The organism is Clostridium sp. MF28, from assembly GCF_002969175.1.
In the GTDB taxonomy this organism is placed as follows: Bacteria; Bacillota; Clostridia; order Clostridiales; family Clostridiaceae; genus Clostridium; species Clostridium beijerinckii.
The window spans coordinates 262468-283732 of sequence record NZ_CP014331.1 but is presented as its reverse complement, the minus strand read 5'-3'; the positions used below and the strand labels follow the sequence as shown (position 1 = coordinate 283732).

Annotated in this window: 17 protein-coding genes; 10 read left to right on the top strand and 7 right to left on the bottom strand. The window is 32.2% G+C overall.

Features of this window, described 5'->3' with window-relative positions:
- Nucleotides 1-216 precede the first annotated feature (216 nt).
- On the top strand, nucleotides 217-1749 hold the full coding sequence (locus AXY43_RS01145; RefSeq protein WP_017210505.1) for a glycosyltransferase: 1533 nt from the start codon (nucleotides 217-219) through the stop codon (nucleotides 1747-1749).
- A gap of 258 nt (nucleotides 1750-2007) precedes the next feature.
- On the opposite strand, the gene AXY43_RS01140 is transcribed toward AXY43_RS01145, so the two are convergent.
- Complete coding sequence (locus AXY43_RS01140; protein ID WP_243099146.1) at nucleotides 2008-3885, bottom strand: collagen-like protein; 1878 nt, start codon at nucleotides 3883-3885, stop codon at nucleotides 2008-2010.
- 224 nt (nucleotides 3886-4109) lie between these two features.
- Between AXY43_RS01140 and rfbA the strand changes: the two genes are divergently transcribed.
- The 5 genes from rfbA (at nucleotide 4110) to AXY43_RS01115 (ending at nucleotide 10137) form a co-directional block, all read left to right on the top strand.
- Nucleotides 4110-5027, top strand: coding sequence for a glucose-1-phosphate thymidylyltransferase RfbA (gene rfbA, locus AXY43_RS01135; RefSeq protein WP_105410804.1), 918 nt, complete (start codon nucleotides 4110-4112; stop codon nucleotides 5025-5027).
- A 2-nt stretch (nucleotides 5028-5029) separates the two neighbouring features.
- Nucleotides 5030-5605: a dTDP-4-dehydrorhamnose 3,5-epimerase gene (gene rfbC / locus AXY43_RS01130; protein WP_012058812.1), complete on the top strand. Its 576-nt coding sequence runs from the start codon at nucleotides 5030-5032 to the stop codon at nucleotides 5603-5605.
- Between the two features lie 421 nt (nucleotides 5606-6026).
- Entirely contained in the window at nucleotides 6027-6800 is a 774-nt protein-coding gene (locus AXY43_RS01125; protein WP_012058811.1) for a hypothetical protein, read from the top strand.
- 394 nt (nucleotides 6801-7194) lie between these two features.
- Nucleotides 7195-8334 (top strand): aminotransferase class V-fold PLP-dependent enzyme, encoded by a 1140-nt coding sequence (locus tag AXY43_RS01120; protein ID WP_087701998.1) that lies wholly within the window; start codon nucleotides 7195-7197, stop codon nucleotides 8332-8334.
- A gap of 66 nt (nucleotides 8335-8400) precedes the next feature.
- On the top strand, nucleotides 8401-10137 hold the full coding sequence (locus AXY43_RS01115; protein WP_105410803.1) for a flavin monoamine oxidase family protein: 1737 nt from the start codon (nucleotides 8401-8403) through the stop codon (nucleotides 10135-10137).
- Nucleotides 10138-10232: 95 nt separating this feature from the next.
- On the opposite strand, the gene AXY43_RS01110 is transcribed toward AXY43_RS01115, so the two are convergent.
- Both AXY43_RS01110 and AXY43_RS01105 read right to left on the bottom strand, forming a co-directional pair.
- On the bottom strand, nucleotides 10233-11327 hold the full coding sequence (locus AXY43_RS01110; RefSeq protein ID WP_105410802.1) for a DegT/DnrJ/EryC1/StrS family aminotransferase: 1095 nt from the start codon (nucleotides 11325-11327) through the stop codon (nucleotides 10233-10235).
- A gap of 11 nt (nucleotides 11328-11338) precedes the next feature.
- A complete protein-coding gene (locus AXY43_RS01105) occupies nucleotides 11339-11746 on the bottom strand; it encodes a sugar 3,4-ketoisomerase (RefSeq protein ID WP_012058807.1) in 408 nt (135 codons plus the stop codon).
- A 321-nt stretch (nucleotides 11747-12067) separates the two neighbouring features.
- Here AXY43_RS01105 and AXY43_RS01100 point away from each other — a divergent pair, with 321 nt between their 5' ends.
- From AXY43_RS01100 to AXY43_RS01085, 4 genes are read left to right on the top strand one after another with little or no spacing between them, the layout of a single operon-like run.
- Complete coding sequence (locus AXY43_RS01100; protein WP_017210499.1) at nucleotides 12068-12823, top strand: class I SAM-dependent methyltransferase; 756 nt, start codon at nucleotides 12068-12070, stop codon at nucleotides 12821-12823.
- 17 nt (nucleotides 12824-12840) lie between these two features.
- Complete coding sequence (locus tag AXY43_RS01095; protein WP_017210498.1) at nucleotides 12841-13518, top strand: acetyltransferase; 678 nt, start codon at nucleotides 12841-12843, stop codon at nucleotides 13516-13518.
- Nucleotides 13519-13522: 4 nt separating this feature from the next.
- Nucleotides 13523-14434 carry a hypothetical protein gene (locus AXY43_RS01090; protein ID WP_105410801.1) on the top strand — a complete coding sequence of 304 codons (912 nt, stop codon included), beginning with the start codon at nucleotides 13523-13525 and terminating at the stop codon, nucleotides 14432-14434.
- Nucleotides 14435-14441: 7 nt separating this feature from the next.
- Nucleotides 14442-15377, top strand: a complete 936-nt coding sequence (locus AXY43_RS01085) for a GNAT family N-acetyltransferase (RefSeq protein ID WP_077856409.1) — start codon at nucleotides 14442-14444, stop codon at nucleotides 15375-15377.
- A 191-nt stretch (nucleotides 15378-15568) separates the two neighbouring features.
- On the opposite strand, the gene AXY43_RS01080 is transcribed toward AXY43_RS01085, so the two are convergent.
- From AXY43_RS01080 to AXY43_RS27400, 4 genes are all read right to left on the bottom strand, one after another.
- The gene (locus AXY43_RS01080; RefSeq protein ID WP_017210495.1) at nucleotides 15569-17194 is read right to left on the bottom strand and encodes a glycosyltransferase; all 1626 of its coding nucleotides are present in this window, start codon (nucleotides 17192-17194) and stop codon (nucleotides 15569-15571) included.
- A 75-nt stretch (nucleotides 17195-17269) separates the two neighbouring features.
- Complete coding sequence (locus AXY43_RS01075; protein WP_017210494.1) at nucleotides 17270-18409, bottom strand: glycosyltransferase family 61 protein; 1140 nt, start codon at nucleotides 18407-18409, stop codon at nucleotides 17270-17272.
- Between the two features lie 223 nt (nucleotides 18410-18632).
- Complete coding sequence (locus AXY43_RS01070; protein ID WP_023976830.1) at nucleotides 18633-19685, bottom strand: glycosyltransferase; 1053 nt, start codon at nucleotides 19683-19685, stop codon at nucleotides 18633-18635.
- Nucleotides 19686-20360: 675 nt separating this feature from the next.
- Nucleotides 20361-20780, bottom strand: a complete 420-nt coding sequence (locus AXY43_RS27400; RefSeq protein ID WP_243099145.1) for a hypothetical protein — start codon at nucleotides 20778-20780, stop codon at nucleotides 20361-20363.
- Nucleotides 20781-21265 lie beyond the last annotated feature (485 nt).

Sequence of the window (21265 nt, the reverse complement as noted above, 5' to 3'; positions counted from 1 at the left end):
AATTCTGAAGCAAAATAATATAACAGAATCTCTTTACATTGATAAAAGCAAGTAGTAATTATTATATAATCTGGAAACAAATTATTTAAAATAGATGTCTTAATAAAAATGTATTGAATTTTGTTTGATTAACATAAGTCTAAATATACGTTGGATATCTATAAATTCACAAAAGATCTTAGCAAGTTTAACTTAATAAATAAAAGGAGGATAAAAATGCACTTTAATGATGTTCCATTATTAACAGTCCATATGTTTGTTGATAGAAAAATTTCATTAGATGAACTTGAAAAAATGTTGAAAGAAATTATTGAAAGTGGAATAAAAGTTGAATTATACAAAGTAGAAAATACAACATTAAAAATAAACCCTAAAGCCCCACGTGTATATGTTTCAATAGGAGGCGATGCAGACCAGTTTACAACACTATATGCATTACCATATCATGAAAGAAAACGCTGGCTGCATTATGATTCAATAAAGGATATTCAACCATCTCATTTATTCTATTGCTGGCTAAAATGTACAGATCTCCTTCCAGAAAATAAAAAAATACCAATTACTAAGTTTTCTTCTGATGTTCCATTAGTGTCAATTTTTACAGCCGCATACAAATCTAAGGATAAGATTAAACGCGTATATAATTCACTCTTGAATCAAACCTACTCAAATTGGGAATGGATAATTGTAGACGATTCTGGTGATAATGATACCACTTACAATCAGGACTTACTAATTCTGGATGATCCGCGTGTAAGAAGATATAGGCAAGATCACCGCAACGGCTATATCGGTGCTACAAAACGCTATGCTGCAGGTATATGCACTGGTGAAATTTTATTAGAAGTAGATCATGACGATGAATTAACACATGATTGCTTAGAAAAAATTGTAGCTGCATTTAAACGTCATCCTGATTGTGGATTTGTATATGGAGATTGCACTGAACCATATGTCGGAAGCAATATTTCAAATTGGTATGGATGGGATTGTGGATATGGATATGGTGTATATTATCGAGTCTGGGTTCATGAAATGCACAGATGGCAAAATGTATTAAGAAATACAGTAATAAATGGAACGACTATACTTCATTTAGCTGGATTACCAAATCATCCTCGGGCATGGACCAAAGAGTGCTACCATATGATTGGCGGTCATAGAGAAGAACTATTAGTTGCAGATGATTACGATATATTAGTTCGAACATTTCTTTGCACAAAATATATATGTATTCCTGATTTGCTATATATACAATATAGAAATGAAAATGGAGATAATTCAACTTTTACCAGAAACAAACAGATTCAAATTTTAATAGGAGAACTGTATAAATATTATAGTGAGAGAATTCACAAAAGAGTTGAAGAGCTTGGATTACAGGAATTTATATCATATAATCGTGTATGGGAGAGGGAAGAAGGAGACTTAGCTTTAAAATCAGCGAATATAATTGATGAAAATTCTAATAAACTTTCAATAATATTTCCAATTCCATACTCATCTCCTGTAAATGTAAATAAAAGATTGATAGATACACTAAAAAAAGGATTAGAAACTAACTTTAAAGATATTGAGGTATTGGTTGTCGGGCGTATTCCTGAGGAAATTGAGCTTTTTGCTTCTAAGGCACCTATGGGATCAATTCGTTGGTGGCCTATGGAACCAACGGATTCACTGGAAACATGTATTAAGTACGCAAAATTTTGCTCCTCATGCAATGAGAAATTGGTTGTAATTCCAGAATAATAAAATTATATTTGGTCTTTTATTTTACTCTATTTAAATATAAGACTATAAAAAATAGTGCACCAAGTATACTTTAAGCATCTTGCACTAAACAAATAAATTCAGGCAATAAGTAAGTCTATTGTTTATTATCTGAATTTACTTAATCAGTTTGATGCAAAATTAGCAGAGCTACGTTTTTTGTCCCTAAATTAAACAATTAAGAATAGAGTGTTGATTTTATTATCAACACTCTATTTTTAATTAGGACTTTGATATTTATGGTAAAGTTAATATAATAGTAGCTGCAACTCCGTTAATTAAATCAGCAGTGTTACCAACTCTAGAAATTCTAACACTTAATAAATCGCATTGATTTACAGATAAATTAGCAGGGACAGATGCACAACAATTTGTAGGATTTGGTCCTGTTACTGTTGCTATGATTCCTGTTGCTGTAGAATTAACACCACAATTTGTGCTTCTATATATCTCTGCACTTACAGATTGATTTAAATCCAAAGGCTCATTCCTAATACTAAAAATTAGCCCAGTAATTGTAGCGTTTTGAGGTACAACTACACTGCTTGCTTGGAAATCAATCGAGTCTATACCTATTCCAAAGAAATAATTATTAGGAATTGATTGTTGTGAACTAAGATAAATATTAATTACTCTCGAGCCTTGAGGTCCTTGAGCACCTTGGAATCCTTGAGGTCCTTGAGTTCCTTGTAATCCTTGAGGCCCTTGAGGTCCTTGAGCACCTTGAAGTCCTTGAGTTCCTTGAGGTCCTTGAGCTCCTTGGAATCCTTGTGGTCCCTGAGTTCCTTGTAATCCTTGTCCACCTTGAGTTCCTTGAGTTCCTTGAGTTCCTTGAGTTCCTTGAGGTCCTTGAGCTCCTTGTGATCCTTGAGCACCCTGAGCACCTTGAGGTCCTTGGAATCCTTGAGCACCTTGTGATCCCTGTGGTCCTTGAGCTCCTTGGAATCCTTGTGGTCCCTGAGTTCCTTGTCCACCTTGTGGTCCTTGAGCACCTTGTGATCCCTGTGGACCTTGTGCGCCTTGGAATCCTCGTGGCCCTTGGGTTCCTTGCAATCCCTGTCCACCTTGTGGTCCTTGAGCTCCTTGAGTACCTTGAAGTCCTTGAGCACCTTGTGATCCTTGTGCACCTTGAGCTCCCTGAGCTCCTTGTGGTCCTTGGAATCCTTGAGCACCTTGTGATCCCTGTGGACCTTGTGCACCTTGGAATCCTCGTGGCCCTTGTGTTCCTTGCAAGCCCTGAGTACCTTGTGGTCCTTGTGATCCTTGAGCACCTTGTGGTCCTTGTGGACCTTGTGCACCTTGGAATCCTCGTGGTCCTTGAGTTCCTTGTAATCCTTGAGGTCCTTGAACTCCTTGTGCGCCCTGAGCACCTTGTGATCCTTGAGCACCTTGTGCGCCTTGAACTCCCTGAGCACCTTGAGCACCTTGAGCTCCCTGAGCACCCTGAGCTCCTTGTGCGCCTTGAGCTCCTTGTGCACCTTGAGCTCCTTGTGGTCCTTGGAATCCTTGAGCACCTTGAGTACCTTGTGGTCCTTGAGCACCTTGAGCTCCTTGAGCTCCTTGTGCACCTTGAGCTCCTTGAGCTCCTTGAGCACCTTGAGCTCCTTGTGCGCCTTGAGCTCCTTGTGCACCTTGTGCTCCTTGAGCACCTTGAGCACCTTGTGCGCCTTGTGGTCCTTGGAATCCTTGAGCACCTTGAGATCCTTGGAATCCTCGTGGTCCTTGAGCACCTTGAGCACCTTGTGCGCCTTGAGCACCTTGAGCACCTTGTGCGCCTTGAGCTCCTTGAGCACCTTGAGCTCCTTGTGCGCCCTGAGCTCCTTGAGCTCCTTGTGGTCCTTGTGCGCCTTGAGCTCCTTGTGCGCCTTGAGCACCTTGAGCACCTTGTGCGCCTTGAGCTCCTTGAGCACCTTGAGCTCCTTGTGCACCTTGTGCTCCTTGAGCACCTTGTGCGCCTTGAGCACCTTGTGGTCCTTGTGGCCCTCTCTTACAGTTATCAAAATCTATTAATCCCATTAAGCATTCTAAGTCATATCTATCGTCATTTTTTTTATCAATAGAAGAATATTTTCTTTTGTTATCTATATTCTCATCAAAAAAATCATCGTATCCCACAATTTTTTTAACCCCCTTTATAAACAAACATAGCATTGTATGCCATGCTATTACATAGTATGATTTGTATTATATTTTGTTACAAATGGGGGATATTGCATTAATGACAACTTAAATTTTATGATTTTAGAAAGTAACTATATAATATACTTTTTCATAACATAATTAATAAACGAATTTATTCTGAAGTTAGACAATTAATCAGAATATTATGGGGGATTAAAATGAAAGGAATTATTTTAGCAGGCGGTTCTGGGACTCGTCTCTATCCAGTGACAAAATCGATATCTAAACAAATGGTGCCAATATATGACAAACCAATGATTTATTATCCAATGTCAGTATTAATGCTTTCGGGAATTAAAGACATTTTAATTATATCGACTCCAAGAGATATAAAAAATTTTAGAGAATTATTTAATGATGGAAAAGAGTTAGGATTAAATATTGATTATGCTATTCAAGAGAAACCCAATGGACTTGCAGAGGCATTCATTATCGGTGAAAAGTTTATTGGTAATGATAATGTAGCAATGATACTTGGAGATAATATTTTCTATGGACAAAGCTTTTCAGAACATTTAATGAAAGCGGCTAATCTAGATAGTGGAGCATATATATTTGGTTACTATGTTCAAAATCCAAAGGCCTTTGGAGTGGTTGAATTTGATGCTAACGGCAAAGTCATTTCATTAGAAGAAAAACCAGAAAATCCAAAATCAAAATATGCTGTACCAGGTCTCTATTTTTATGATAATACAGTAGTCAAAAAGGCTAAAGAGTTAGAACCTTCTGCCAGAGGAGAACTAGAAATAACAGATCTAAATAAAGCCTATATGAATGAAGGAAAATTGAAAGTTGATCTACTAGGAAGAGGAATGGCTTGGCTAGACACAGGAACACATTCATCTATGCTTCAAGCATCTAATTTCGTTGATGCAATTCAGAATACCCAAGGAATATATATAGCGTGTCTTGAAGAAATTGCTTATAGAAAAGGCTGGATAACATCAGAAAAAGTTATAGAACTTGCTAAATCATTAATGAAGACAGGATATGGAAAATATTTAATGGATATGGTAGAGGAAGGCGAAGTTCATGAATATAATAATAACAAGTGTATTACAAAGTTAGAGGTGTAAATATGGGAAATTTCAGTTTTTACGAAAGCAAAATAAAAGGCCTTTATATAATAGAGCCTAAAGTTTTTGGGGACAATAGAGGTTACTTTATGGAAAATTACAATAAAAAACAATTTGAAGCAGCTGGCTTTAATATGAATTTTGTTCAAGATAATGAATCTAAGTCAGTTAAAGGGGTTCTAAGAGGGCTTCATTTTCAAAGAGAGCATAGTCAAGGTAAGCTTATAAGAGTAACAAAAGGTGAAGTTTTTGATGTGGCCGTTGATTTAAGAAATGGCTCCAAAACTTATGGTAACTGGGAAGGAATCGTTTTAAGTGAAGAAAACAAGAAACAGTTCTATGTTCCAGAAGGTTTTGCCCATGGTTTTTTAGTAATTTCCAATGAAGCTATATTAAATTATAAATGTACAGATTATTATGCAAAAGAGTATGAATGCGGAATTATGTGGAACGATCCAGATATAAATGTTAATTGGCCTTTAGAAAATATAGAAAATGTGATTTTATCTGAAAAGGATAAAGCTAATTCAATGTTAAGTGAGTTAGACTTGAGTAAATATCCAGATTATAATATATGATTTAAAGAGGTATAATTTAAACTTATATATATTGCAAAAATAATTCTTCAGGATAATTCTAAAAATATTGCAAGAATTTTAGCCGTAATTGTGAAATGTGTATTATGCATTGCGACATATATATATGTAATTTAAGAATAATGCTCATTTTTGAACTTACCGAAATTATAAATATTTTTATTCTGAAAAAATATTTATAATTTCTAGTGAAGATATTAACTCAAAGCCATTGCATAGCCCTAAGTTATATATTTTTTATCTATATCAGATGATTAAATAATTATTTTTATATGAGTAATGTTATTAATTAAATGAAAAAAATTTTTTTTAAATGTCACCACTTTTATGTTCACACATATGATGTACTATAAATACTAAATAAATTTACATTTATCATAATCTTTCAAGAGGAGGAAAATTTATGTCCATTAACTTCAAAAAATTCTCACCACGTCCTGGTATTGTAAATAAACAAGGACGTTTACCAGATCCTTCTGAGTTAGTTTGCGTTGAAATACCTAAAATCTTTGATCAATGCTTAATAAAAAGATGTCTTGTATACTGCGAAGGTCCTGATACAAATACTACAGATTGCGAATTAAGAAGCGATCCACTAATAGATCCAAAGAGATATATTGGAAGTAGAGACTTCAATGTAAAATTAATATCGGTAGATAAGATTCCACTTAAAGGAAAACCTGGCTTTAAGAAAATAGTCATTTCTTACATTATTTCTTTTTATGCAGATTATATTGACTGCAATGGTGTAAACAAAAGTGAATTATATGAAATTAATAGAACGGATGTAATTGGTAAGTTCTATTGTCCTGATTCTGTAGCACAAATTTCTGCAAGTTATGTACCAGTTATAGATGCACAAGATTTAGATTCTAATATAATAAAACTTGAAATGGTTGCTCAAGCTTTAAATGGTGAAATAGTTGAAGATGAAAATTGTGACAGTGTTTTAGATATAACTTTAGGTTACTACATTGTTGTAAAATGTGAACTTATTGTACAACTTCTCATTCCTGCTTATGATTATTGTCCAGTACCAAAAGAACCATGTAAAGAAGAACCAGAGGAAGACCCATGTGAAAAATTTGTACGAGCTCCAATTCCTAAGTTCTATCCTGATCAAAACTTAGAGCCATTGTTCCCAGATTGTGATGATAATGCTGACGAGAACAATTAGCAAATATTTCTTTTAAATGATAATCTTCTAAAAGTTTCTTTTAGCTCTATTAAACCTTGTTCTATAACAAATATTAGAAAATAGACCTTTTAAGTTCTTTTAAAGAAAATTAAATTGTGATTTTCAGAATCATTTGTAAGAGCTTTGTCTACAAGGATGATTGTTATTATTTCGAAATTAGAAATTTTACTTTTAGATGTTTCTTCTATTTTGTATAGAACTATGCATTATTACATTATACAAATGATTACTTAATATAAAGTAAACTCTAAAATTTCAATCATCCTTTTTATTATTGAGTCTAATTTCATTACAATTTATTGTGTTAAATATTAGTAGAGTCTATTAGAACAATTGAATTGGTATAACACTTATATTTAATAAGGAGCTTTATATGATTTATTTAGATAATGCGGCTACGTCATTTCCAAAACCATCAGAAGTTTATAATGAAGTACTAAAATGTATGAAAAGCTATGCTGCTAATCCTGGAAGAAGTTCATATGACATGGCTATAAAAGCGGCTTCGAAAATTATGGAAACAAGAGAAGAAATATGTAAGTTATTTAATATTCCTAGTCCATTTAATTTGATTTTCACAAGCAATGCAACAGAAGCTTTAAATATAGGAATTAAAGGAGTTTTAGAAAAAGGAGATCATGTTATAAGCACAGTGATCGAACATAATTCCGTTTTAAGGCCACTGCACTCTCTAAGTGAAAATGGGGTTGAAGTAACATTAGTAAGTGCTGATAAAGCTGGTTATGTTAATATTAGGGATATTAAAGAGGTGATAAATAAAAATACAAAAATGGTCATTATTAATCATGTATCCAATGTACTTGGGAGTGTTCAAGATATCAAAAACATAGGAAACCTTTTAAAGTCAAAAGGAATTATATTTATGCTAGACGCATCTCAAAGTGTTGGAGCCATTCCAATTGATGTAGAAGAAAATAATATTGATTTATTGGCTTTTTCAGGACATAAGGGATTGCTAGGACCTCAAGGAACAGGCGGCCTATTTATAAGAGAAGGAATAAAATTAAAAAATTTTAAAGAAGGTGGAACAGGAAGCAATTCTCATTTCATGATTCAACCAGACTTCATGCCAGATCAGTTTGAAAGTGGAACATTAAATACACCTGGTATTGCTGGCCTTGGAGAAGGTATTAAATTCATTAATCGAATTGGAATAGATAACATACAAAAATGTGAAAAGGAATTAATATCATACTTATTGGAAGAACTGAAAAAACTTTCTTATATAAAGATCTATGGAAGTGATTCTGTAAAGAGAAGAGGATCAGTAATTTCATTCAATATAGATGGAATTGATGCTTCTATTGTTGGTGACCAATTGAATGAAGAGGGAATTGCTGTACGAACAGGTTACCATTGCGCACCATTAATACATGAACTTATTGGTACAGAATATGCCGGCACAGTAAGAGTTAGTCCTGGATATTTTAATACATTTGATGATATAGAAAAACTATTAGTTGCAATAATGAGAATTTATAAAACAGGATAACATCAGACTAAAGAAGCGGTACATATATAATTATATATGTAATAAAGATATTAGGATGTGAAAGTTATGAATTCTTATAATAATTCAAACTCTCCTTACCAAATAGATAATCCTGGCGAGTGCGAAAGACATACCATGCTTGAATATATACTCAAGTTACAAAATAGATTAGATGATCTAGAGAATATAATTGATTTAATGAGCCCTCCAGAAGATATAACAAATATTTGTCCAATAGGAATAGCTAAAGATACAAAGGTAGCAGTAATTGGTGCTGGAGAAGCTGGTTTAGCTGCTGCCTTTGAACTTAGAAAGACAGGATGCAACATTACTTTATTTGAAGCAAGTCAGAGGATAGGAGGAAGAGTATACACCCATTATTTTGATAGAAATAAAAAATATTATGGTGAATTAGGGCCAATGAGTATACCTATATCTCATGAAACTACTTGGCATTATATAAATCTCTTTAAACTTCATACAAGTCCTTTTGTAAATAATAACGATAATGCTTTGTTATATGTTAGAAATGAACGAGCAGTAAATGATGCTAAAGGAAAAAGTGTAGAAAATAATATATATTCTAAATTTAATCTGAGTGAAACAGAGAAAAAACAAATATGGTTTGAATTTTATGGAAAGATATATGAAAAATATTTGAAATCGCTCCCTACAGAAGTAAGAAGGGAATTGATTCAAGTAAAAGCAGAATACTCAGATAGTATAATAGACATAGATAAATTAAGTTATAGAAATGCGTGTAAGAATATGGATGTCAGTCAGGATTTTATAACAATGCTTGGCTGCTTGGGAGGTAAAGAACAATTTTTTAATTTAAGTCTTACTGAGATGCTTCAGCAATATTATACAGCAGATTTTGAATATAACTATCGTATTACTGAAGGAATGATAAATTTACCTCATTCTTTATATGAAGCGCTTTGTGATAGAAATGAAGAAGCTTATAATGGCATTAGTAAAGAACAATTAGGGAAAATTGAAATAAAAATGGGATTCCCTATTTGTGGAATATATAATGATTCTACAAAAGATAAAATTATACTTAAATATACAGATAATAGAGATAATAGAAAAACATCTGAAGAATTTGATTATGTAATATGTGCAATACCATTTTCTGGCTTAAGAAGAATTGAAATAGAACCTCTTTTTACAACAAAAAAAATACAAGCTATAAATGAAATGAACAATGAGACATCACATAAGATATATCTATTTCTTAAGGAAAGATTTTGGGAAATGGGAAATGCATCAAAAAAGATAATAGGAGGATGCTCGTTTACCGATCTTCCATTAACTTCAATTTACTATCCTTCTGATCACTCTAAAGCTGTAGTTAATAAATATGGTAAATGGGTATTAAAACCTGGAGTAACTCCAAATGAAGCAGGCGTATTATTAGCTAGTTATACTTGGTGTCAGGAAGCAATGAGACTTGGAAATGAAAGTCCAGAACTATTAATTGATGATGTAATAAGGTATATAGAAAAAGTTCATGGCCTTACTCCTCATTACCTTGATGACAAAGTAATTGATTACAAATCATTGATTTGGTCAGATGTACAGTATATATGGACGGCAGGAGCATTATCAAAGCCTGAAGACAAAACACTGTTTTCTTATGATGTAACGGTTCCTGAAATGGAAAATCGAGTATTTTTTGCAGGGGAGCATATATCACAAAAACATGTAAGTCAACAAGGTGCCCTTCAAACTGGTATGATTGCTGCAAATGAAATCGCAAAACAAATAAAAGGTAAATTAAATAAAGAAAATAATTAAGTATTTATATAAAAGGATCTACAAAATAAAAATGTAGGTCCTTTTGAGCATTTGCTAGTATATTACTAAAGAAAAAAATTTTATTCTCGCGACATTTACCACTTGTTTAAAGTATCTATTATATAATTAATTTCATTTTTATTCATTCCATACCACAAAGGCAAGCTTAATTCGGTATTTGATATATCTTCTGCCACTTTAAAATCGCCTGGTTTATATCCTAAATCTTTATAGGCTTTTTGAAGATGAATAGGTACTGGATAATGAATTAAAGTGCCAATTCCATTAGTTTTCAAATAACTTTGTAGATCATCTCTAAATTCTGTTCTTATAGGAAAGACATGCCATATGGATTCTTGAATAGAGTCTACATATGGAAGAATTATTTTATTATTATTAATTCCATCTAAATAAAGTTTAGCAGTTTTTTGCCTATCAAAATTCCATTTATCAAGATACTTAAGCTTTATGCTCAAAAATCCAGCTTGTATTTCATCTAGCCTGGAATTAACTCCTTTATATTCGTTATAATATTTAATTGTTGATCCATAATTTCTTATAGCTTGGACATTCTTAGCCAAAATATCATCATTTGTTAAGATAGCTCCACCATCACCTAATGCACCTAAATTTTTTCCGGGATAGAAACTAAAACCAGCTGCATCACCAAGATTGCCTGCCTTCTTTCCACCATATATAGCACCATGAGCCTGAGCAGCATCTTCAATTAGCTTTAAGTTGTATTTCTCGCATAATAATTTTATTTTATCTGTTTCTGCCGGTCTACCATATAAGTGAACTGCAATAACTGCTTTCGTTCTTGAAGTAATAGCAGCTTCAATTTTATTTACATCTATATTAAAGGTTTTAATATCGGGTTCTACCAGAACAACTTTAGCACCAACATAAGAAACAGCAAGTGAAGTTGCAATGTAAGTGTTAGAAGGTACAATAATTTCATCACCTTCTCCAATATCATATCCTCGTAAAATTATTGAAAGTGCATCTAATCCATTTCCACAACTTATACAATGGACGACATTGCAGTATTTAGCAAATTCTCTTTCAAAAGCAGTTACACTATCTCCTAAAATAAAGATATTTTTATCATATATTTTTTCGAAAGCAGATAAAATTTCATTTCTTATTTCAGCATGCATTCGTTCAAGTTTTAAAAAAGGTATTTTCATAAAATCACTTCCTAATATCTAGTTGCAGCTTCATTCATATAAAAATCAATATTTCGTATATAATCATTTTCATTATAATAATCCGATGCAAGTACTAAGAGAATCGCATCCTCACTAAAATCATACATTTCTCTCCAAACGTAAGGACCAATATATAATCCATCAGATGAGTCGTTTAATATAACTTCTGATTCTTCCTTAGGATTTTTTAATTTTATTTTTACAGATCCGTTTATACATATGAGCACCTGATGAAGTCTTCTATGAGCATGAAAACCTCTTGATACACCCTGTGGGACATTAGTAATATAATAAATTCGTTTTATGTCAAAAGGAACATCAAATACCTCCTCAATAGGCGTTAGATTTCCATAGTTGCTATTTATACTTAAAAATTTAAACATGGAACAATTATACATTTATTCATCTCCATATCATAAAAAAATTGGCTCATCTATATATTCTATGCTGATAGTAAGAAAGTGTACTTAAAGCTTACATGGAATAAATTTAAAAGCAAATTTTAGAATATAAACTTGTTTTTTATTTGATTTTATATTAATAGCATTTTTAATAAAAGATTATTGGATGGTCTATAATGGTGATAAAAAACATAAATTAGAAAGTATTATATATATGTTGCAATTCACAATCACGACTAAAATTCTTGAGATACATTTAATATTATGATGAAGAATCATTTTTGCAATATATGATAAATATTTAAGGAGAGGTATAATGTGGACTTAAAATCAGATATATTTGAGAATTTGAGTTATGAAAAATTTAAGGAATTAGCCCAAAATGATAAATTAAATGATATTGAAAAAGTTGGTTTTCCAATTGAATATAGACAGAACAAGGAAAAAATTATATTTGATGACATAATAACTAAGCTTGGAATAGAAGATGAAAAAAATAAAACAATTTTAGATATTGGATGTGGTTGTAGTAACTTAACTTTAATGCTAATTGAATACTGCAAGACAAATAAGCATAAGTTAATACTCATTGATTCAGAAGAAATGCTGAATCATCTGCCGGAATATGATTTTGTATTAAAAGTCAAAGGATATTATCCTAAATCATGTGAAAAATTTATAGAAAATTATATAGGAAAAATTGATTGTATTATAACTTACAGCGTAATTCAATATGCATTTACTGAACAAAGTATATTCAATTTTATTGATACCTCACTTACTCTTTTAAAAGAATTAGGAGTAATGCTTATTGGAGATATCCCTAATATATCAAAAAGAAAAAGATTTTTTTCTTCAAATCAAGGTATAAAGTATCATCAAAATTTCACAGGTACTAAAGAGCAACCTATAGTAAGATTCAACAATATTGAGGCAAAAAATATGGATGACTCGGTTGTAATGTCAATTATTCAAAGGTGTAGGCTAGCAGGATTTGACAGTTATATACTTCCTCAGGATAAAAAGCTTCCAATGGCAAACAGGAGAGAAGATATATTAATTATAAAACCTTAATTTAGGAGGATAAATAAATGGATAAAAATAAAAAATTAATAATTATTGGTGATAGCGCATTTGCGCAAATAGCATATGAATATTTTACTTATGATTCTGATTATGAGGTTGTAGCCTTTTCTGTTGAAAAAGATTATTTAAAAGATAAAGAAATGCTTGGATTACCAGTCATTCCTCTTGAAGATATAGAAAAATCGTATGATCCAGAAAATCATTATGTTTTTGTTGCGACAGTCTATAAGAAATTAAATAGATTAAGGACAAGGTTAATGAAGGAATGCAAAGATAAAGGATATAAATTAGCCTCATATATTAGTTCACATGCTTTTGTATGGAAAAATGTAAAGATGGGGGAACACTGCTTTATATTTGAAAACAACGTGGTGCAGCCATTTGTTGAATTGGGTAATAATACTGTCTTATGGAGTGGAAATCATATTGGCCATCATTCAAGGTTTGGAGATAATTGCTTTGTAGCATCTCATGCAGTTGTATCTGGATTTTGTAATATAGGCGATAATTGTTTTATAGGGGTTAATGCAACGATAATAAATAATATTAATATAGGAAGTGACTGTATTATTGGAGCAGGTGCTTTAGTTTTAAAGGATATTGAGAGTGGTAAAATTGTAAAAGGTAAAGCATCTGATGTGGAATTTTTATCTGAAAGAACAAAGAATTCTTTAAAGGAATGATTTTATGAAATGGAATAAGCAAGGATTAATATTTTCACCTAAAGGTGAATTTGAGTGGATGCAAAGCTATGCACTCATTCCAACCGCAGATATTATAAGTAATGACACTGTAAGGATTTATTTTGCCACACTGGATAGAGAAATGTATGGTAGAATCGGCTATATTGATGTGGACATGTTAAACTTAAAAAATATAAAAAATATAAGTGAGAAGCCAGTCTTAGATATAGGAGATATTGGGACCTTTGACGATTCTGGGGTTAATCCATCCTGCATCTTAACAGTGGATAACAAAAAATATTTATATTATTATGGGTGGCAAAGATGTGAAAGAGTACCTTATATGCTTTTTGCAGGTTTAGCTACAAGCGAGGATGGGGAGAATTTTACTAAAATCTCCAAGGTGCCTGTTCTTGATAGAACGAAAGAAGAACCGTATCTGCGTTCTGCAACAAGCATAATAGTAGAAGATAATATTTTTAAATGCTGGTATGTTTCTGCTATAAACTGGATTCTAGTAAATGATAAAAGTTATCCTAAATATGTTATAAAATATGCCTATTCATATGATGGAATTGAATGGATTAGTGAAAATCATACATGTATAAGCTTTAAGAATGAATATGAATATGGTTTTGGAAGACCATGGGTTGTAAATGAAAATGATATGTATAAAATGTGGTATTCAATAAGAAGCACCAATGAACCATATAAAATCGGATTTGCAACATCAAAAAATGGACTTGATTGGACAAGACTAGATGAAGAAGCAGGAATTGAAAAATCGGAAAGTGGCTGGGATTCAGAAATGATTTGTTATCCTAATATAGTAAAATTCAATAGTAAAACTTACATGTTTTATAATGGAAATAGGCATGGTAAGACAGGCTTTGGCTATGCAATTTTGGAGGAGTAATTATTTAATGTATTTAGAAGTGTATAGTGAAGATAAAAAAAGCATTTGGAATGAATTTGTAAGGAAAAGTAAAAACGCTACATTTCTTATTATGAGAGAATATATGGATTATCATAAAGATAGATTTACTGATATGTCTCTTATGTTTTACGACAATAAGAAAAATTTGATAGGGATACTTCCAACAAATATAGAAGGTAATGAGCTTATGAGTCATGGCGGGTTAACCTATGGTGGCTTTATATTAGATAAGAAAATGAAAACAACTACTATGTTAGAAATGTTCAATTTACTAATTAATTTTTGTAAAGGGAAAAATATTAAAACAATCTTATATAAGCCTATTCCTTATATTTATCATGAAATTCCTTCACAGGAGGATTTATATGCATTATTTATAAATAATGCTAAACTCTATATTAGAAATATTTCATCTTCAATAAAATTAAATACAAAGAATGATTATGAAACCAGAAGGAAAAGACAGATAAATAAGGCCTTAAAAAATAATATAATTGTCTTAGAAACTAATGACTATGATAAATATTGGGTGATTTTAGAGCAGAATCTCATGGAAAAGCATGAATCAAGACCTGTTCATACAGTAAATGAAATTAAAAGTCTTGCTAGTATCTTTCCTAATAATATAAAGTTGTTTTGTTCTTACAAAGATAATACTTTATTAGGCGGAGTAGTAGTTTATGAAAATAAGGAAAATGTTCATGTTCAATATATATCGGCATCAGAAGAGGGTAAAGCAATAGGTGCTTTAGATATTATTTTTGATAAGTTGATTAATGAAATTTATAAGGACAAGGAATATTTTGATTTTGGTATATCAAATGAAAACAAGGGAAGATATCTAAATGAAGGATTAATAAATCAAAAGGAAGGTTTCGGTGCATCAGCTGTGGCATATGATCAATATATACTTTATTTATAAGATAAAATTACCTATCAATATAAATAATTTCAACAATTATTGGACTTAAGCTTATATCAAAACATTGAAGTTAGGCACATGAAAATAAATAACGAGTCCCAAATAGCCTTGCAAGTGGACTTGTTATTTATTTGATATTATCTTATATTAAACTTCGATTGATATAAGCTTAAGTTTAGTAAATGATGCAATTACTCTAATAATATATTTATAAATTTAGCGTAACAACGTATATATTCATCTTTAAGTTTCATTACTTCTTCATTATTTTCAGCTTCATTATTATATTGTTCAATAAATCTAATGAGGTCTCCACTATATTCTTTATACCATGCTAAAAGACTTTGCAGAAGCTCTCTTTTATCTTTAAGAAAAAATCCATCTTCATATGAAGAAATAATCAGCTTAAAAAAATCAAGTGAAGCCCAGAAAGCTAAAGTGGTATCTTGAATGCTCTGAGAATTATGAATTCTAAAATTACTTAAAGGTTCAGAAATATACATCATATTTCCTTTTTGCAATAATTTAAGCCACAAGGATATATCACCTAAACAGTATATTTGGTATTTATCATAGTCGATTAAATTATGGTTTTCACAGTCAAATTCCAAGGCTTTTCTTTTAAACATAGCAGTAGTCAGTTCACCAATATAGTTAATCATTGATAAAAGAAGTTTTTTTCCAGCTTCTTCTCCGGTTAAGAGAGTATCATAAGAATATTGACAGACAGTTCTAAAATTATCGTTATAATAATTACCATTCTCATCAATCATTTTTCTATAGCTTGTTACTAGAGACAGGGTATCATCATAAAGAAAATAATCAATCATTTTAGCTATTTTATTAAAGTCCCAAAGATCATCGTGTAATAAATAGTTTATATATTCGCCTGATGACTCTTTAAAACACTTATTAACGTTAAGCTTACCTCTATGACCAAGTGGACCACCATTATTAAAATACTTAATTTTGTTGTTTTTTAACATATAGTGTTCAATCAAAGCTTGTACATCATTAGTAGTACTATCATCACATATAATAATTTCAGTATTTCGGTATGTTTGGTTTAGTGCGGAGTCAAGTGCAGACTTTAGATATTTAGTTTGATTGTAAGCAGGAATTAATATGCTGACTAAAGGAAATATGTCTTTAGAGTAAGTATCCAGGAACTTATTGCGATATTCTTCAAAACCGTTTGTTGTATTTACAATTCCGCAATCATGAATGCACCACGGAAATTTTTGATTAGGAACTACTACCTTAAAGCCATTTTTTATAAATTCAATGCTCTGTGAGGCATCATAAAAATGCCATCCATCAAAAATATCTTCCATCCAGGGAAGATCATATTGTGTTATCATCATAAATCCATCTATTCCTTTTACTTCGGAATATAAATCATTAATTTCATTAAAAATTAATACGTCCATGGTTCCACTATGACTGTCGTAGACTTTTCCTACTTTTTTGGAATCCTCCCACCATATTCCTGATACTGGAATGATTTTTGCTCCAACCATACCAATAAGCCCTATATTTGAATCTTTTTTAAATATATTTAATATTTCATTTATAAAATTGCTATTTTGTATATAAACATCTTGATGAAGATAAACCTTATATTTAGAGTCACTTTTTTGAATTGCTTCATTATATGCAGATGCTATACTTTTGGCATTTCTTATGGCTATTATTTCAATTTCAATACCACTAGGTACTGGAAGTTTATTAACATACGATAGACTTCTTTCATATGAAGCTTCATCATCTACGCACGTAATAAATGCGATTTTATTTTCATTTATATTTATTACCATTTGATACTGCACCTTCCCTAACAGCTTAGTTAATTGAAACTACCTTTATCATATTAATATAATAAAAGAGTTTATCTAGTTAGTTTTTAAGAGAGTGTTTAGAAAATTTCTTAAATATTCTTCATTTAATATAAAAGTACCTTGATAATATGGCATATTGGAGTGCCCTGAAAGACCTCCATCTAGAAAATAGTATTTTAATTCAGATATACCAGCTATAGTTGAGTACCATGGTGATTGGATGTTCTTTGGCTGTATAAATATTATATTTGCATTTTTATTTGCAAATATTACATTTGTAAGTCCAGCACCAGATGCACCAGCTATGAATTCTGCTTCAGAAAAAGTCTGCAATTGATCATGAAAAGACATATCTTGAGGAAATATAATTTCGTAACCAAAGGATTTAAAAATATTTTCTACCTCAATTTGATTTTCTAACCTTGGTATGGGAGATTTTCTTCTTGAAATATATAATTTTCTATGAAGATTATTATTTTGTATTGATAAATTTTTATTTAGAGGTTTAATAGCCAAATCATCAATGATAATATCTTCGTATTTTACTAAAAAGCCTGGTTTTAGATTTAAGGGATAAATCGCTAGATCTGAAATGTATATTAGTTTATTTACTTTATAACTATAACCGCTAATTAAAGGGATAATCTCTCTTCCTTGCTTATTTAACATCTCCAATTCTTCTTTTAATTGAGGTATAGTAAGACAAATCGCATCAACTAATATTGGAATGTCGTTATATTCGGAAATTTCATTTACAAGTAATAATTTAGAAGCTACTTCAATTTGAAAGTGGGAGTAATTAGAAGAGGCACTGGAAGTAAGTATTATTCCTTCCTTAATAATTTTAGATGATTCAGTATAACCAATAAAAGCTTGACGATTTTTCATGTCAAAAATGTTATTGCCTCTAAAATCAAATTTATTTTCATGATTCTTAAATGCTAAATCATAGATACAAAAATTTTTATCATCAAAAATTATAGGGTTAGCACCAATTAAATTTACATTAGATAATTCAGCTGTATAAATTTCAGGAAATTTACTATCTATAGAAGCAATCGCTTCGGTATTATCACTATAATTTGGCAAGTATATTTTCTGAGGATGTGCTTCTTTTATAACAGAATATTTATAATTATGAGCATTACAATATTCTTTACAAGTAATATTTGTTAAAACTTTTTGGACAGGCATTAATTATAAGCCACCTTTCAATTTGGCAATAATAACTTAAATTCATTTGTTTTTTTATTACATCTGTAGCAGCTATTTATAATATTAAATAGGTTCTTTAAAATATTCGGTTTATTTATAATAGACAATTTAAAATTAATATATTTTATGAATTTCATAATGCTATTGTTACTTGAAGTTTAATAAAAAAGTACAGAGTAACATAAAGATACTCTGTACTTTTTTAACCAATTCCTATACTTTTAAAATAGTTTCTATTGTATAGTATGCGTGAATCATTAGGCCTAAATTTGGCAGCAATTTCATTATGCTCATATGCTAAGTTGTGATCTCCAAGTCTATCATAGCAAACACATAGTTGTAAATGAGGTAACCATGTCCAACATGCATCATTGAAAAATCCCCAGCTGTCTTTTGGTTTTTCTAGTTTTGTAGCCTGTTCGTACCAAAAAGCTGACTGCTTATACTTCTTTTCATGTAAAAAAGAAAAGCCTATTTTACAGCAAGCTTCAGCTCTAGGAGTGTCATATTCGAAGCTCCTAAATGCATATCTTCTTCCATCTTCTACCTTATCTATTGATTGATAATAATCACATATTTTTTCACAGACTCTGATATTATCTTCAAACCAGCCTTGCTTTGAATCCAAAAATTTATTATAGTATTGCAATGCTTCATCAAACATTCTATGGTCATATAATTCATTACCGTAGTAGAGAATATCTCTTGGTGTAAATACAACTCCTTCTTTTAATTTATTCTGATAAATTTCTAGATTTCGTTTTGGAGTTTGTTTTAACTTTCTATGAGTTATTGCAATTTCACTATTGATTATATTTCCCCCAACTGCTAGATATTCATGAACGAAGCCAAACCATTGAAAATTATTACTCCTCTTAACTAGGCGATTACGCCTGTAACTTGCAGTGACATTTCCGTATTCATCAAAAGCTGTATTATACTTGGCAGTTACAGAATCAACAGTAGGATCTAAAGTTTCTTTTAAATCTTTGAATTTCTCGCCATCTTCAGGCAATACAACATCATCAGCATCTAACCAAAGAATATAATCTTTGGTAGCTTTACTAAAAGCAAAATTTCTTGCGGCAGAAAAATCATCAATCCATTTAAAATCATAAATTTTATCTGTATATCTTTTAACAATTTTTTTTGTCTTATCATCAGAGCCAGTATCAACAATTATCATTTCATCGACTATATCTTTTACTGATTCCAAGCAGTTTGCAATTACATCTTCTTCATTTTTAACTATCATACAGAGACTAATAGTTATCAAATAACCACCTTCTTTAAAGTTTTACACTATATAATATGGTAGTAAAAATATTTTGATACAGATTGAATTGCTAATAAAGAGTCTAATTTTACTTTTTGGTCAGCAGTAGTAGTTAATCTACCTTGCTTTAATATATGTGAAATAATATATTTCTATATAAAAGGAAAAAAGATTCTGTTTTATTAAAAAACAAACAGAGGAAAGGATGCTCAAGAAGAGCATCCTTATAAAAATTAAAAAATCATTAGAAAGCTATACAGTTTAAATATCTATTAATTGCAGTGGCAGAAACGACATTAGTAGCTGTTAGAAAAACAAGTCTTACGTCATAGGTCGTTGTTCCTGTTGTCGTTGCTGTGTCAACGTAAGTGTTACTAATAGGGAAACGCTGAGTTCCAGCACTTGAAATTACTCGCTCAACTTCTCTGGACGCAACCAAAGTACCATTACTGTATAGTCTTAATTGGAAGGCTATGGAAGAATTTGCAGTAGTAACTACCTGAATGCCAACTGCAAAATCAACTTTAACATTCTGACCAGTTGTCGTACTTATATTTGTACTTACTACTGAGGTTTCAGTGCCAATAGTAATAGAAGCAGCAAGTGTACCGCCAGCATCGGTGAAGGCTAGTTGCGGTGCGCCAGTAGGTCCAGTTACACCGGTAACTCCAGTAGCTCCGGTTGCGCCAGTAGATCCGGTAGAACCTGTAACTCCGGTAGCTCCGGTTGCGCCAGTAGATCCGGTAGAACCTGTAACTCCGGTAGCTCCGGTTGCACCAGTAGATCCAGTGGAACCTGTAATTCCGGTAGCTCCGGTTGCACCAGTAGATCCAGTGGAACCTGTAATTCCGGTAGCTCCGGTTGCACCAGTAGATCCAGTGGAACCTGTAACTCCAGTAGCTCCGGTTGCGCCAGTAGATCCGGTAGAACCTGTAACTCCAGTAGCTCCAGTTGCGCCAGTAGATCCAGTGGAACCTGTAATTCCGGTTGCGCCAGTAGATCCAGTGGAACCTGTAACTCCAGTAGCTCCAGTTGCGCCAGTAGATCCAGTGGAACCTGTAATTCCAGTAGCACCAGTGCCGCCGGTAGATCCAGTGGAACCTGTAACTCCAGTAGCTCCAGTTACGCCAGTAGATCCTGTAGAACCTGTAACTCCGGTAGCTCCGGTTGCGCCAGTAGATCCGGTAGAACCTGTAACTCCAGTTGCACCAGTGCCGCCGGTAGATCCAGTGGAACCTGTAACTCCAGTAGCTCCGGTTGCGCCAGTAGATCCGGTAGAACCTGTAACTCCAGTAGCTCCAGTCGCACCAGTAGATCCTGTGGAACCTGTAACTCCAGTAGCTCCAGTTACGCCAGTAGATCCGGTAGAACCTGTAACTCCGGTTGCTCCGGTGTCGCCAGTAGGTCCGGTTATTCCGGTAGATCCAGTGGACCCAGTAATTCCGGTAGCGCCAGTTACACCAGTAGCTCCAGTGGAACCTGTAACTCCAGTAGCTCCGGTTGCGCCAGTAGATCCGGTAGAACCTGTAACTCCAGTAGGGCCGGTAATTCCAGTGTCA